This window comes from Shewanella sp. 10N.286.45.A1 (assembly GCF_041470405.1).
GTDB lineage: Bacteria > Pseudomonadota > Gammaproteobacteria > Enterobacterales > Shewanellaceae > Shewanella.
In genome coordinates this window covers 1-15536 of sequence record NZ_JBFRMK010000129.1, presented here as the reverse complement: position 1 = coordinate 15536, position 15536 = coordinate 1, and the positions used below count along the sequence as shown (strand labels likewise).

16 protein-coding genes and 1 other RNA gene are annotated in these 15536 nt (G+C 41.3%); 8 read left to right on the top strand and 9 right to left on the bottom strand.

Annotated features, from left to right (window positions below):
• Positions 1–16: 16 nt before the first annotated feature.
• From AB4238_RS10915 to AB4238_RS10900, 4 genes are all read right to left on the bottom strand, one after another.
• Positions 17–535: a GNAT family N-acetyltransferase gene (locus AB4238_RS10915; RefSeq protein ID WP_372033470.1), complete on the bottom strand. Its 519-nt coding sequence runs from the start codon at positions 533–535 to the stop codon at positions 17–19.
• A gap of 1 nt (position 536) precedes the next feature.
• Complete coding sequence (locus tag AB4238_RS10910) at positions 537–1052, bottom strand: GNAT family N-acetyltransferase (RefSeq protein WP_372033469.1); 516 nt, start codon at positions 1050–1052, stop codon at positions 537–539.
• Positions 1053–1184: 132 nt separating this feature from the next.
• Complete coding sequence (locus tag AB4238_RS10905; protein ID WP_020911606.1) at positions 1185–1487, bottom strand: hypothetical protein; 303 nt, start codon at positions 1485–1487, stop codon at positions 1185–1187.
• A 182-nt stretch (positions 1488–1669) separates the two neighbouring features.
• Complete coding sequence (locus tag AB4238_RS10900; protein ID WP_372033468.1) at positions 1670–1903, bottom strand: DUF3820 family protein; 234 nt, start codon at positions 1901–1903, stop codon at positions 1670–1672.
• A gap of 731 nt (positions 1904–2634) precedes the next feature.
• Here AB4238_RS10900 and AB4238_RS10895 point away from each other — a divergent pair.
• The 4 genes from AB4238_RS10895 (at position 2635) to AB4238_RS10880 (ending at position 5424) form a co-directional block, all read left to right on the top strand.
• Complete coding sequence (locus AB4238_RS10895; protein WP_248974102.1) at positions 2635–3378, top strand: AAA family ATPase; 744 nt, start codon at positions 2635–2637, stop codon at positions 3376–3378.
• Positions 3338–3805, top strand: coding sequence for a CopG family transcriptional regulator (locus AB4238_RS10890; RefSeq protein WP_372033467.1), 468 nt, complete (start codon positions 3338–3340; stop codon positions 3803–3805). Before AB4238_RS10895 ends, AB4238_RS10890 begins: the two co-directional genes overlap by 41 nt.
• A 230-nt stretch (positions 3806–4035) precedes the next feature.
• Positions 4036–4860: a zinc-dependent peptidase gene (locus AB4238_RS10885; RefSeq protein ID WP_372033466.1), complete on the top strand. Its 825-nt coding sequence runs from the start codon at positions 4036–4038 to the stop codon at positions 4858–4860.
• Between the two features lie 66 nt (positions 4861–4926).
• Entirely contained in the window at positions 4927–5424 is a 498-nt protein-coding gene (locus AB4238_RS10880) for a nuclear transport factor 2 family protein (protein ID WP_372033465.1), read from the top strand.
• A gap of 126 nt (positions 5425–5550) precedes the next feature.
• On the opposite strand, the gene AB4238_RS10875 is transcribed toward AB4238_RS10880, so the two are convergent.
• Both AB4238_RS10875 and aceB read right to left on the bottom strand, forming a co-directional pair.
• The gene (locus AB4238_RS10875) at positions 5551–6951 is read right to left on the bottom strand and encodes an HDOD domain-containing protein (RefSeq protein ID WP_372033472.1); all 1401 of its coding nucleotides are present in this window, start codon (positions 6949–6951) and stop codon (positions 5551–5553) included.
• Positions 6952–7591: 640 nt separating this feature from the next.
• Positions 7592–9199 (bottom strand): malate synthase A, encoded by a 1608-nt coding sequence (gene aceB, locus AB4238_RS10870; protein WP_372033471.1) that lies wholly within the window; start codon positions 9197–9199, stop codon positions 7592–7594.
• Between the two features lie 1118 nt (positions 9200–10317).
• Between aceB and AB4238_RS10865 the strand changes: the two genes are divergently transcribed.
• A complete protein-coding gene (locus AB4238_RS10865) occupies positions 10318–10821 on the top strand; it encodes an outer membrane protein assembly factor BamE (RefSeq protein ID WP_372033464.1) in 504 nt (167 codons plus the stop codon).
• Positions 10822–10995: 174 nt separating this feature from the next.
• Here AB4238_RS10865 and AB4238_RS10860 read toward each other — a convergent pair whose 3' ends face one another.
• Positions 10996–11328 (bottom strand): RnfH family protein, encoded by a 333-nt coding sequence (locus tag AB4238_RS10860; protein ID WP_372033463.1) that lies wholly within the window; start codon positions 11326–11328, stop codon positions 10996–10998.
• Complete coding sequence (locus tag AB4238_RS10855; RefSeq protein WP_372033462.1) at positions 11325–11756, bottom strand: SRPBCC family protein; 432 nt, start codon at positions 11754–11756, stop codon at positions 11325–11327. The genes AB4238_RS10860 and AB4238_RS10855 overlap by 4 nt, the downstream gene beginning before the upstream one ends.
• Before the next feature lie 193 nt (positions 11757–11949).
• Here AB4238_RS10855 and smpB point away from each other — a divergent pair, with 193 nt between their 5' ends.
• The 3 genes from smpB (at position 11950) to AB4238_RS10840 (ending at position 15118) form a co-directional block, all read left to right on the top strand.
• Entirely contained in the window at positions 11950–12444 is a 495-nt protein-coding gene (gene smpB, locus AB4238_RS10850) for an SsrA-binding protein SmpB (protein ID WP_044556307.1), read from the top strand.
• 111 nt (positions 12445–12555) lie between these two features.
• Positions 12556–12911: a transfer-messenger RNA gene (gene ssrA, locus AB4238_RS10845) on the top strand.
• A 299-nt stretch (positions 12912–13210) separates the two neighbouring features.
• Positions 13211–15118, top strand: a complete 1908-nt coding sequence (locus tag AB4238_RS10840; RefSeq protein ID WP_372033461.1) for an acyltransferase family protein — start codon at positions 13211–13213, stop codon at positions 15116–15118.
• A gap of 187 nt (positions 15119–15305) precedes the next feature.
• Here the strand turns inward: AB4238_RS10840 and AB4238_RS10835 are convergent.
• A partial coding sequence (locus tag AB4238_RS10835) for a transposase domain-containing protein (protein ID WP_372033460.1) occupies positions 15306–15536 on the bottom strand: 231 nt, incomplete at its 5' end.

Below are 15536 nucleotides of genomic sequence, written 5' to 3'. Positions count from 1 at the left end.
ATGCAATTGGTATTAGTCAAAACTCGAGTGTTTTACGCATACTAAAGTTAACCAGCACTTGATCGGCGCGCGAGTGCTCATTCTTAGATAACACTCGATAACCCTGTTTCTCGAAAAAAGGCTTAGCCAAATAAGATGCTTCAACCGTTAACTCTGAAATTTGCTGCGCTATAGCGTACTGTTCTAAACATTGATAAAGCTGTGAAGCAACGCCTTTACCGACAAAACTTGGATGAGTAAACAGACAATCAACTTCTGCAGATAATACCGGTTCCCCGTCACTACCGAGAGTTTCTATAGTGGGTTTTAAATTGATAAACCCACTAATAAACGCCTCCTCTTCAGCAACCCAAGTGACGGTTGGGGCTAATCGTAATAACCACTCATCGTCAGAGCGAAGCGCCGGAGACCAAACCGCTCTCTCCTCTTCACTATAATGACTTGCAGCAGCTTGCGTAATACTCAAGTGAAACACTTCGGCCAACTGCCCAACGTCGGCTTTAGTCAATAATCGAACTCGGCGCTCTTTGCTCACGTTAGTTATCCCCTGATACGATTAGTGGCTTACTCATGAGAAAGCCCATTATAATTTGGCCACGTTTCTCTTGGTAACTGCGATGCTGCTGTTTAAAGCCATGCGCCAGAAAAAGTGGCTTAGATAACTTTGATGCATCAACAGATAAACTGCCGATGTTAGCTGACATAGCCCATGCTTCAAGCTCTAGCAGTAGCGTAGTTGCAATCCCTTGATGTTGAAAGTCAGGGTGAACATAGAGGCTATCGATATAACCGCGGCTATGGAAATGCGTCTCAAGGTTTATCACCCCGCAGCATAAAGGAACGCCGTCCTGATGTTGGTCGCTTTCGATCATCAACCATGTTTTAGACCGAGTAAGCCTTTTATGCCAGTGATAGCGAGAACGCGGTGAGTATGACCAAGCTTGTTGCTCGATTTTTGAGTAAACATCGTCATCAATGGCATTGATAGCCAGATGAAAAAGCTGACTCACTTGAGTCGCATACTGTTTTTGGTAGGGAATTAATTTGAACATGATGGCTAATAAAGCAAAACAATAGCGTTATTCTGCGCTAAATGATGGCAAAAGAAAACGGCGCAGACTGAGTCTACGCCGTTTTCTTTATAGCTTGATTTCGATTGCTTTAGTCAGCAATCAATATCGGATCTATTTTTTGTCGATACGGCCAACAAACAATAGTTCATCAAAAGTGCGGTTTAATGTTTTGCTGGCAAAATCATTCATCCACATCTGCTCTTGAACAACTACAGTGTCGCCTTTTTTAACTTCAACCTGTGGACCAGCTGCCCAGAATGTTTTGTCAGCTTCTTTAATTTGTACGTAGGTATAACCGCCGCCATTCATAGTGTCCATGACAGTACCTTCATGCATAACACCTTGAGCCCAAGCGCTAGACATACCAAGAGCAAGTGTTGCTGCAGCAGCCAATTTAACTAGTTTAGCTATCATCGGAAATTTCCTTTAAAAGTTATCAATCAAATATTTCAATTCAGATATATTAAAGCACGCAATAAAGTATAAATCTCTAATACTCGTCACTAATCATAATCAAATCATCAACTATTAGATCCAACTCTCATTCCAAAGGTAATTTTGCCCTAGCAAGGAACTTTCTAATAAGCCATGGTTAATTATCGAGATCTAGCCTGTTTGACTTTATCAAGGAGTGGTTGCAACATCCCCTCAAGGCCATTGAGCTTCACTTCATACATTAAGGCTAGTTGTTGACCAAGCTTACCTTGTGGGAATCCTTTTGAGTGAAACCACACTAAATAGGGTTCAGGTAGTTCGAGTAGATAGCGACCTGCATACTTTCCAAATGGCATCTTCTGACCTATCGCTTCTTGTAATAACTTCTCGTCCACTGTGCTATTCCCACACTCATAACGGTAACGGTTCAATCGGCAAAGCCTAACATGGGTAAGGCTCCATTGGCGTAAATAATTTTGCCAAATAAAGTCATCAGTCCTGTATCAGACTCTAAAACACTAGCCTTTTAACGCTGAACCCAAACCGTGACAGCTCTGTTAGCAATAGGTATCCAATTGGCGTATAAAAGCGCTATCATTTAGCGATCCAGTAGATAAAATAACCACAACGCACAAAATGAGCGAGAGCATTTATCACAAACATTGTCGTTTCAACTGTTTAGGAGCCCATAAACCTATATACTCAATTTGCATAAAAATTTATTTTTAATTCACCTGAGGAATATCAAACTAAAGAGTGATAAATAATTAGCCATTCGCGATCCTAATCGAGGCCTAATTCGAGATAAATTAAAGATACATTACCAACCTAAGTACCTAATAAATTTAACAAACCAATTTAAGCTGGGGTCTAAAAGCTCAGAGTGTCAAAAAACCATCAAACATAGTGTTTGCGTCAAAAAAAGTTCGCCAGTCAATTGAAATAAAAACGTCAAAAATCATGCAGTTGACCTTATAGCAATCCCTGCCTAAATTAATATCACAGCTGTTGCATTGGGCACATGAAGTCAATAGAAACTTCCCCAATAAAACCAGTACGCAAGCAACAGCTCAAGGTAATCAAATAGACACAGCCAGATAAATAAACGCGTACTCGAGGACAAAGCATGATTATATTAGTAGGTGGTGAAAAAGGCGGCAGTGGTAAAAGCTGTTTAGCGCAAAACATAGCCGTATTTCTAACGGCAGAATGCCAAGCTTCTGTAATTATGGTTGACTGCGACCCTCAACGCACTACATCAGACTGGATCCATGCCAGAAATAATAATGCTGACTTACCCAGCATTAATTGTGTGCAGTTATACGGCAAAATACGCAACGACTTGCTAAGCCTCGAACAGCACTATGACTACGTCATTGTCGATTGTGGTGGCCAAGATAACCTGGCACTTCGCGCCACCATGTCTGTAGCCTCCCATGTATTAATGCCACTCAGGCCTAAACGACGCGATCTTAAAACGGTCAGCCACATGGATGACATCGTCGCAACCTGCATGATGATAAACCCAAAAATGCGCGCGACCTTCGTAATCACTCAATGCCCGAGTTTACCTAATCAGGCAAATCGCATTTTTGAAGCAAAAGAAGTCTGTAAAACCTACGATATCAATGTACTTGATGCCATTACCTATAGCCGTAACATTTATGATGATAGTGAAGAGTCTGGCTTATCTGTACTAGAGATAGAGCCAAAGGGTAAGGCAGCCAATGAGATCCGAGGTATCGCCACTGAAATGTTGCAAGTCGCGAATGCTACTGAGATCCGTAATCGCATTGCAGAGAAAAAGATGAAAAAGATGAGAGGTGAATATGGGTCTGACCGATCTCAAGAAAAACTCTACGCCGTCTAAATCGACTCATCAACAGATTCAGACAAGTCAGCTGGCATTAGACGATTTAATTGATGATTTCATTAATGATGCCAGTCGCTATGCTATTGGAGAGCAGCAACGCTCTCCAGTAACAAATAAAATCATTGAGTTAAATGTTAAAAAAAACCAGTTAGAGACAGGTTCAACGAGCCAAAGTGTACTGACTACGCATTCGAGCTCTGAAGAGATTTATGTTCAGCAGAACATTAAGAAAGTCATAAAAGGAGATGCGCCGTTTAGAAAAGCCACTTTCACCCTTAGTGAATCGGCAATAGCTCACTTAGCAGCGTTAGCTGATGACGGCGATGTTGCCAAGTCAAAGTTGATACGCTTTTTAATTGAACACTATTTTAGTATGACACCACAAGAACGAAGAGAGATAGAGAAACGAATTATTGTTGAGTAGCCCTCCCAACTTAGCTGGCAGAATATGGAAAAGTCTTATCAAACGTTTTAACCATAGTTCTCAATTTAATCTGCCAGCAATTTTTTTCATCGTCACAAGCCCTTTTGCAACAATCCAAATCTTCTAATATCAAGCCGCTATTGAAATTGCACGAATCTGTCCACATATCATTAACATCGTCCAATTAAAATACAAACAGAGCGATTGCTTTGTTAGGTAAAGGGGAGCTGATGCTCGCGATCATACTGATACTTCTCATTAGCTGTAGTGCTATTTTCTGGATAGCTAGCCGTAATTGGCGTGTAAACCTACGCAGAAAAAAGTTCACTCAACAGCCATTTCCAAACGCTTGGCGAGCTATTTTAAAGAAACGGATCCCATTTTTCCGCTCCTTACCAGCCGACTTACAACTGCAACTAAAGAAGCATATACAAGTGTTTATTGCTGAAAAGCAGTTTGTTGGTTGCGATGGCCTCGTGATTGATGATGAAATTCGTGTCACCGTTGCCGCCCAAGCGTGTCTTTTACTGCTAAATCGAAAAACCGATTACTACCCTCATTTAAAAGAGATCCTAGTCTATCCATCAGTATTTATTGTTAGCAATGAGCAACGCGACAGTAATGGTTTGGTCTCGGAGCGGCGTAGAGTGTTGTCTGGCGAGTCTTGGCAGCATGGCAAAGTCATCTTATCGTGGCAAACGACTAAGGAGGGAGCGGCAATTCCCGATGACGGCAGTAATGTTGTTATTCACGAATTTGCTCATCAACTTGATCAAGAAGATGGCAATGCAAATGGCGCTCCTATACTCGGTCACACTAAAGACTACGCATCTTGGTCAAACGTGATGATGCAGGAGTACCAACAACTGGTAGAGGCTAGCCAACATCAGCAGTATTCACTGTTTAGCTATTATGGCGCGACGAACCCTGCTGAATTCTTTGCTGTGATAAGTGAAGTGTTTTTCGAGCAGCCGCATGAATTCATTGCCCAGCACCCTGCCCTGTACCATGAGGTGAGTTCATTCTACCAACTCGATCCTGTTAACTGGCATTGAAAGCAGAAATAATGCTAGCCTTGCTCATTAAATGATTAAGCTAATAAATAATAAAAAGAGAGCCTTATGCAAAGAGTAAGTTCATTAAAATCCACAACGTTCGCGCTGATCTCAACTCTATTGTTATTTTGCAGTTTCGGGGTTAACGCCCATGATACTGAACAAAGTAACGCTAAGCAGCAAGCTGCGGCCTTACTCGATAACCTTAATACCTATTCGGCCAATGCTGATTGGGATAACTACTTTTCTTTGTACGCTGATAACGGCATATTTATCGGCACTGATGTCAATGAGCATTGGGATAAAGCCCAGTTTGAACAATACGCTCGGCCTACAAAGGGCTGGCGCTATGATCTCACAAGCAGAAAGATGACCCAGCATGGTGATGTCATTTGGTTCGACGAGATTTTACATAGCGAGTCTTACGGCGTGAGCCGAGGCACAGGAACCTTGATCAACACCGCTCAAGGGTGGAAAATTGCTCAGTATCATTTGAGCTTTCCTATACCCAATCAAATAGCTAAAGAGATCACCTCGCAGATAAAGGCTGCCCAACCTAAGTAGTGTTAAAAGGGGGTAACTATTTCTACATTTATGCGCCTAAAATTGAACTGGCATAATGCCTCTGAAACTAGCATATTCAAGTAGAACGGGTATATACCAAGATAAGGCGCCTACTGGCTTTAGAGATTATTTCATACTGGTAGAAAAACAGACATTTGAAAGTTCTGCAAAATGGCTAAAACCTAAAAAATCCTCTTCGCTTAAGCGCCGGCCAGAGCTGTCTCTGTCAGCATATAGCACGCCGATAACGGTATGGTCCATTATCAAAGGCGCGACCATAAATCCTGTTGGGGAGACTAAGCTTCGCAGCGCATCATCCATGTAAAGCCGCCACTTAGCTGAATGCGGGTTATCAACAAACAGAGCGCTTTTGATTTGAATGGCCTCTTGGAACAAATTTTTTGTCCCACCAAGTTCAATGGAGAAATTGTTTTTCATATCAATAGCACCATCGCCTAACACGATACGTGGGTGTAAAGCTTTCCTATTGGGGGTTAACAACAATACTGCACAGCGATCGACCCCAACACCTTGCAGTACACCTTGAAGTGCCAGAGACAATACCTGATTAAAATCAGATTTATTTAATGCGCACTGGGTTAATGCACGAAGGCACCGTAGTTGCTCTAAAGGATCTGAGCCCCTAATAACGGATTGTGGAGCTGGCTCATCATGTTCAAGCAATAAATGTTTGGCATCTGGTAGATAATCAATTAATGCTTTTGCGCCGTACGCGTCAGCCATTAACTCCGTCGCTTTCTGGCATCGGATCATACGTCCTTTAAGTTCATCCACCTCAATATCAAGAATATTCGCCGCTTGCTTTAACCTTTTTGATAGTTCAAGCACTGGCGGCGGTGTTTGCGACAGTAGATCGCTAAGCTTGTTTGCCAGAAAAATACTACGAATTTCAGGTGTTCTTTCATCAGGCTGACTGAGCGACTGAATCAAAACACTGCCTAGTCCCCAGTTCCTTGCGATCCCTGCTGACAGCTGCTTAAAACTCGTACCTAGTACTTCTCTAACTGCTTGTTCGCATTCAACTGATGATTCACACCGATTAAGCTTACTATCCAACACTAAGGTCTCAGCGCAACCCGTACTCCAAAAGGCACTTTCTCCCAAGTGATATAACAAAGAGGCAATAAAAACCTCTTCCTGTAGCTCTTCATCATGCCCTTGCATCAGCATTCGAGTGAACATTGCAGCTTGAAAAGACTTTGCCATCAAACTCAATAACCGTTTATAAACATCTTCTGAAAGCCCCTGCGACTCTAGCAAGCTACTAAGCAATTTGGTGGTAATGCAGATATTTTTAATGGCATCAAACCCTAAGACCACAGCAGCTTTACTCACCGTCGTCACCTGGGTGATCCCTTTACTGTATGTCACACTGTTAGCAACCCGTAAAATACGCGAGGTAAGTGCATTATCATGCATGACACTCTGGCCTAAAATTGCTAGGGAGGAGACATCATCTTTGGTCAATTTTTCTAATGTGCTGACCGTAGAGCATAACGCAGGCATCTCTTGCTCACTGATCCTGTGTGTCCAATAGTCAGTCCCTCTCAATTTGCTTTCTTGTATGCTGTTCGCTTTCAATTAATACTCTGCTTATGACAGGATAAACCATCAAATTTGATTTGAAGATATCGCGTTTTATTATGGTTGTGATCCGCGTTTATTTTAAATAATAGTAAACTTAATTGTATACGCAATCACTCCAAAGTGCAGGTTGCTGAGCCTTTAGTCGCCTATTTGACTGGTATTTTTTAAGTGTTACCGGTTAACCACCATCGGCTCAGTGCTGGAACAACCAAACAGTGTGAAAGTCAGGTAGCAGTACAGCAGCTAAAGCCAAGCGCTTTGCTTTGGCGAAGTAAGCACATATTGAAGATATGGATGAAAACGTAATCATTTTTTAATTAGTAATCTTTCTAATTGGTAATTTTAGCGCAGTAAAATTTAGGAAAAAAATGCGACTCCGAGGAGCCGCCAATCACTAGCGTAGTAGCAATCGCCTTACTGGGAAGTAGGCAGCGCTATTTAATTAAAAACCCGCGTAGCACGTAGGAATACTCCGCGGGGGACACAAGCTGCAAAAGGCAGCCAAAACTAAAACTCTAATACCAACTTCAAATTGAACATCTATAGCCCAAATACTGGGCTAGCTAACAAGCAGCTCGTAACCAGACTGAGTAATAAAATCCACCAACTCATCTGCTGTAGTAATTTGCTCAAGAATAACCGCGGCTTCTGTGAAACGACCATGGGTAAACCTTTCAGCGCCCACCTCCTCCTTAACCTGTGCAAGCTCTTGTACTAACATCTCTTTAAACAGTGCTTTAGTCACTAACACACCGTTAGATAAGTGCTGTGAATGCTTAATCCATTGCCAAATAGAGGTTCTGGCAATTTCGGCGGTAGCCGCATCTTCCATCAGCCCATAGATTGGCACACAGCCATTTCCGTTGATCCAAGCCTCAGTGTATTGCAGGGCAATACGAATATTTCGGCGCATACCTATTTCGGTGCGCTCACCATCACAAGCAGCCAACAGTTCATGGGCTAGGATGGGAGCATCCACATCACGAGTAATATGCAACTGATTGACATGATCTTCGCCAATATACTCATTGAAGATCTCCATGGCGGTATTAGCCAACCCTGGATGGGCAACCCAAGTGCCATCATGGCCATTGCGCGCTTCGAGCTGTTTGTCTTGACGCACTTTATCTAAAATCTGTTGATTCTCAGTTGCATCCTTAGAAGGAATGAATGCCGCCATTCCTCCCATGGCTAACGCGCCACGTTTATGACAAGTTTTAACCAACAAGCGTGAATAAGCGCTAAGGAAAGGTGTATCCATAGTGACTGACTGTCTGTCAGGCAATATGCGGTCACTATGGTTATTTAAGGTTTTAATATAGCTAAAGATATAATCCCAACGTCCACAGTTGAGCGCGACGATGTTTGATCGCAGTTCAAATAGGATCTCATCCATCTCAAAAACAGCAGGTAAGGTCTCAATGAGGCAAGTACATTTGATGGTGCCAGGTTGCAGACAAAAGCGCTCCTCTACAAAAGCAAATACCTTAGCCCACCATCGTGCCTCAAGATGACTTTCTAGCTTAGGAATATAGAAGTAAGGACCGCTGCCCTTATTCAATAGTTGGCGATAGTTATTATAAAAATAGATACAAAAATCAAATAAGCTGGCTGGTATCGCTTGCTCTGCAAAACTGACATGCTTTTCTAACATATGCAGTCCTCGAACTCGGCAAATAAGCACTGCGGGATCATCACCTAATGTGTATGACTTACCAGTTTCGGCAGCGGTATAGCTGATATCACCCGCAACAGCGTCACGTAAATTGATTTGCCCAGCTACAATCTTCTCCCAACTCGGCGCTAGAGAATCTTCAAAGTCAGCCATAAATACTTTTGCATTGGCATTGAGTGCATTGATCACCATTTTTCGATCGACAGGACCGGTGATTTCAACACGCCTATCTTGAAGGTCGTTGGGGATCCCTCTAACTTTCCATTCACTCTCACGCAATGATTTTGTTTGTGGTAGAAAGTCAGGTAATTGACCGTTATCGATTAAAGCTTGTTTAACCTTTCTGTTTGCCAGCAAGGTTGGTACATCAGCAGCGAAATGCTTACATAAGGTTTTTAATAAACTCCGTGCGCCTTCTGTTAATACCGTGTCTTGCCCTTTGACAGAATCAGCATTGATAACAATCTCGTCTGCTGTAATACCGTTATCCATTGTTATTTGCTCTGCCATAAACCTATTCTCCAAACCGTATTGCCTGTTAGCCAGATGGTTAAAACCAACTCTGTTTGCCCTATCCGCTTGACGTCCATCTTAGCTATTAGAAGCTAAGCTCTCTATTAGTCAGTGTCCCAAGCAAGATGTGGTTATTTGCAACAAAAAACTAACGACAAAACAGAAACGATGCAAGCCTTGCTGCCCTGTTCAGCAGTCAATGACTCACGAGTAAAAATCTAGAAACAAGAGAAAAAACATAAACAAACAAAACGATAAATACAATAATAACAAAGGCATAGGCAATAAAAGATACTCATTTGAATACAAGTGTAAGCTCTTGTAAGACAAATTGACCATGACACTTGAGTTGAATTCTAATCCGTAATTTAATTACCTACTGTAATAATATAAATACAGTTATAGTGAACAGAAATAATCAGCCTATGAGTCGTTATCGTTTACAACTAACTTGAGCGTTAGTTAAATAAGTCATTAATTACCAATAAGTTAAGTAATAGGTTAACAAAACAAAAATTAAACGATCGTTTTAATCTTACGTTTACGTTAAAGTAACTAAAGACCAACAAAACGAACAAGGATAAACTCTAGGTGTATTGTGACTAACATCACAATAAATATTGGTTTTGCATGAATTTTTTTGAAAAATTTCAATAAACAGACAAATTACTCAGTACTAAGCCGCTAAATTGTTATTAAGCCAAGTAAAGCCGACAGCCCTTAGCCGCACTTCCCATTTAAGCAACAGAGCATAAAAGTAGATAAGCACTCCAAACCTTCGACCGCCCATCAAGATATACAGCAGCAAGGCTGAAATAGTGCAACATTTACATAAGTCACTAAAAATTAGTTATTAATTGACTTAATATAGACTCATTCAACTCTACCGTTTATCAGCTAATACCAAGAAAAATCCTCATAGCAATGAACTAATTATCAGTTTATGACTCAATATAAACAGCTTATGTAGCCTCGGTGTTAAAACTGAGGAACAGTATAAATCAACAACCTGAGCATACTCTGCGACAATAGCCCTTGTCAGATAGGGGATTGCTTGGGTATTATGACCGACAGATTTTTATGAAGTAGCGCACTCAATGACAATTAAAAAAAGAAGTATTACCCTTTTGGGCGCTGCTGCGCTCACACTTTCACTTAGTGGTTGTGGTGTTTTTGACTGGTTAATCTATAAGCCAGACATCCCACAAGGTAACTATATGGAAAAGCAGCAGGTTGAAAAGCTGCGAATCGATATGACTAAAGAACAGGTCGAATATGTACTAGGTCGACCAGTGCTTCGTGATAGTTTTTCAGACGATACTTGGTATTTTGTCTATCACTACAAGAGTGGTCGTGATGCTAGCATCATCCACAAAGAACTTATTATTAACTTCGACGGCGACAAACTCGTTACGGTTACAGGTGATTATGATTTAAGTGAAGAGTTTAATACTCCACTTGAAGAAAGTAAGTTACCGGAGTTGAATATGCCTGAAGATGCTCCTTTGATCCCAGAACAGCGTCCTCAAGCAAATCCTTTAGTTGAAGAGAAACAAACTCAGCCTGAATCACTATCAGAAAGAGACGAAGACAAAGACTAGTCCCGTCACCACCAATAGTCACAGTGCAGAAACAACAATGCGAGCTCCTAAATGGAGGCTCGCATTTTTTATAGCCAAAACTTGTCAGCAATGTACTTTATCACGACCGAAATAAGCGTTAATTAAGCCATTTCATCCACAAGCATCATTATCAAGCACGATGTTCAACAGGCTTTAAAGCTTAGCGCCAGTAATTTTATTGACTCGCCCTTCATCTTTAGCTTTTTCTGCACGCTTGCGGCGTACATCTTTAGGATCAGCAATCAATGGCCGGTAAATCTCAACTCGTTGACCCGGCTTTAACACTTCAGAATGTTTCACTGAGCGGCTAAAGATACCTAACTTAACCGTCTCAAGATCGATCTCAGGAAAGTAACGCTGCATATCACTTTGCTTAACGGCGTCGATACAGCTAGTGCCGGGCTCAATGTTTACTTTAATCAATTTTTGCTGATGTGGCAGCGCATAGATAATTTCGACAGTGAACAGCCCTTGCTCAGTACTCATTTGTAAATCACCTTAGCTCTGCTGGTAAACGCCGTCACCATCGATGCCATTAACTCTTTAAATACTTTACCAAAAGCCAAGTCCGCGAGCGGGCTTGAGAACTCAAAGTTAAGCTCAAAGTCGACTTTGCAGGCGTCTTCAGTCAACTCCGTAAATGTCCACTCTCCGACTAACTCTTTAAACGGACCATTTTCTAACTGCAGTTTTATACTCTTACCGGCAACCACTTTATTACGGGTAGTAAATGTCTTACTTATCCCCGCTTTGGCCACATCAACTGAAGCAACCATGGTCTCGCCATCAAACTCTAATACTTTGCCACCCACACAACCCGGCAAGAACTCTTTATAAGATTCGACATCATTGACAAGGTCATACATCTGCATCGCACTAAAACGAACTAATACATTGCGGGAAATTTGTGGCATTTAAAGTTAGTACTCAAAAATATAAATTCAATAGTTGGATTTTAACATGACCACAAAAAAACGCATCTTTGCCGCACATAGCTGTTATTGAGTGCTCAAAAAGCAGACAAACGCTTCAAGGAAGTCACAAATAAGCGAATATTTCGGTTTGGCTAATTCCAAATCTGCCATGCCTGCGTATAATAGCTTGCCTATGGCTAAGAAAAACGCAAAAAATTCAAAGAACAGTTCCGCTTCTATCGCACGTAATAAACGCGCGACATTCGACTATAAGTTTGAAGAGAAGATGGAAGCTGGCCTATCTCTAATGGGATGGGAAGTTAAGTCTATTCGTATGGGCAAAGTCAACTTGTCTGAAAGCTATGTATTCCTCAGAGATGGCGAAGCCTTTCTTTTTGGTTGTACTATTGCGCCACTTAATACCGCCTCAACACATGTTGTGTGCGATCCACTACGCTCACGTAAGTTACTGCTCAAACGAAAAGAGCTAGATAAGTTACAAGGCTTAGTTGACCGTAAAGGCTACTCAATCGTACCAATATCAATGTACTGGCAAAAAGGTGCATGGGTAAAGATCGAGATTGGTCTAGGTAAAGGTAAGAAAGATCACGATAAGCGTGAAGATACTAAAGATCGCGAATGGCAGATTGAAAAGTCTCGTACCATGAAAAAAGCGGTTCAACAGTAATTTTAACGTCAGTATGGTTTAGATAACGTACGTATAACGAACAATCGGTTGTAAATGCGGTTTTTATGCTTGGTAAAACAAGAAAGGTCGCGTTACAATCACATTGTACTTGGGGGCGATTCTGGATTCGACAAGATTCTCGAAACCCTGGGAGCATGCCGAGGGGCGGTTGGCCTCGTAAAAAGCCGCACTGTTATAGTTGCAAACGACGATAACTACTCTCTAGCAGCTTAGGCTCGCTAGCCATCTAGCTCACGTTTATCAAATGGGCAGAGTATATAGATGGTCACCTTTACATTTGATAGCGAGGGAACCACGTTCAGGGGTGAACCGCGAAACAGTACTGAACTCGCCTTGTAATATCCTGTCTTTCGGAGCTTACAAGGTTAACCAAAAGAGAGACTAAGCATGTAGCGCCTTGGATGTAGGCTTTTTGGACGCGGGTTCGAGCCCCGCCGCCTCCACCAATTAAAACAAAGGGTTAGCCGAAAGGCTAACCCTTTGTCACATCTGAATGGCGGCAAAATGGCGACTGCAATACAAGCCAGTTAGTTAAGCTCTAAAAATAACCGGTAAACGACCCTCTCTAGTGAACTGACACCTTTTCTCGCTTTCAAAGTAGCTCCTATTTACACTCCCTTTTCAGAACAAAAAATAGTTGTTTTACATCAACAATTTAAACTACCATGTTGTGCGTCCGTTAAGCAAAGCCAGTGACTACAGGAAAACCTGGATAAAAAACTGTTAGTAAAACCTTAGGAATTAAATGAAATACCGTCCCGAAATTGAAGGTTTGCGAGCCATTTCTGTTATTTCAGTTATATTCTTTCATGCGGAGTTTTCCGCATTTAGTGGTGGGTTCGTTGGTGTCGATGTTTTCTTCGTGATTAGTGGATATCTGATCACTACACTGATTCTTGCTGAAATGAAGCAAGAAACCTTTTCTCTCATCAATTTTTATGAACGACGCGCAAGACGGCTATTACCAGCCCTATTTCTAGTCATGCTAGTTTCATTTTGTTTGGCATGGTTATGGATGATTCCAAGTGATTTAAAAGACTTTTCAGAAAGTTTGATAGCCGTTTCGACTTTCTCTTCCAATATATATTTTTGGTTTGAATCTGGCTATTGGGCAGCGGCAAGTGAAAAAATGCCGCTGCTGCATACCTGGAGTTTAGCTGTTGAAGAGCAGTATTATATCTTTTTTCCGCTTTTCCTCATGCTGATGTGGCAGTCGAAACAATATTGGATTCTCTACTTATTTTTATTTACGGCTGGAGCCAGTCTATTAATGGCCCATTGGGGGGCATACCATAAGCCTTCTGCAACATTTTATCTTTTACCCACAAGATTATGGGAGATAGCCATTGGGGCAAGTATAGCCTTCTATAATCTATATCGAAACACGAGCAATCACGGATTAGCCACCCATAAACTAATTGATGAAATACTTGGGATTCTTGGTCTATTTCTGATTAGTTATGCTATTTTTGCATTCGATAATGACACCCCTTTTCCAAGCTTTTACGCTTTAGTGCCAACTGTTGGTTGCGCGCTTATCATTATTTTTTCATCACCTCAGACTTTAGTTGGCCGAGCTTTGAGTACAAAGCCATTTGTAGCAATTGGATTAATTAGTTACAGTGCATATTTATGGCATCAACCACTCTTAGCTTTTGCTAGACATCAAGCCATTACCGAACCTAGCCAGTTTACACTTGCGTTTTTAGCGTTTCTATCGATACCAGTAGGTTATATCAGCTGGAAATATGTTGAGAAACCATTCAGAACGGCAGGTGTATTTAATAGGAAAGAAATTTTCTCATACTCAATACTCGCTTCAGCGTTCTTTATTGCTATTGGCATATCTGGTTATATTTCGAATGGATTCGAGAATACTTGGCTATCTTTACAAACGAGTCAAACTCAGAAAACTTATGCAGTAATCAATAATAGCGTTGGCAACTTTGGTGTGAACGGTAAAGGTGAACAAGACAATGGGGATTGCCGATTTAATGTTAAGAAGTTAAGTAGTGCTAATCAAAAAAGAATTTTAGACTGTCATAACAAATACAAAGAAGGTTTAGCCATACTTGGTGATAGCCATGCTCAAGATTTATTTGGCGTTGTGATATCTTCATATTCTCGCCCCTTTGTTGTTGGTATTACAAAAGGCGGATGTAGACCACATAACAAGAACATAAACTGCCAATACAGCGATTTTATTGACTTTGTTAAGTCTAACAAAAGCGTATTTAGCGGTGTACTGTACGAACAGTCTGGTTTTCGTCTATTACAAAACGAAAGGTTAATCTCGGAAACTTATGAGTATCTAAAAACCATATCGAATTACACAGATGTAGTTTGGCTTGGACCACGCATAGAGCCTCAAATCTCAGACAAAACCATATTAAAGCTGGGTTGCGATTTCGACTTTTCAACTAAGGTCGACCTAGTGAATTCATTTAAGAGATTAGATTTAAATATCAGCAATGTAGCAAAAGAAACGAGTAGTATACGTTTCGTATCCCAAAATGAAGCTTTTAAGTACGACTTCACAGTTGATTTTATGAATTGTAATGATATTTATTGGTCGGATGGCAATCACCTTAGCGCAGCTGGAGAAGCTAGGTTTGGTAAGCGATTCGACTTCAGTTCCTTATTTCCTTGGTAGTAACTTTCGCTTTACGATCGTTCAATTTGAAATGACTAGAGGCACTTAGACCAATGGTATACCAACGATGTTTAGACTACTTCATTTGTAACTACCAATTTCCATACTAGTAGTATGTCATGGCGGCAGAATGGCGGCAACCATTCAGAAAGGCTAACACTCTCTGTATCCGTCTGGCTAACTACACCTAGCCTAGTTTTACACTCCAGGGTAGCAAGTGATCAACACTCTCAGGCTTGAGTGGTAACTGCTCGAGGCAGCACATCAGGTAATCGAAGGGTACCAGCCCATTTGCTTTGGCTGTTTCTATCAAGCTGTACAGCATGGCACTCGCGTTTGCACCATTGGCTGTATTGGCAAATAGCCAATTCTTACGACCAATGACAAACGGCTTTATCGCTCGCTCAGCGCGATTATT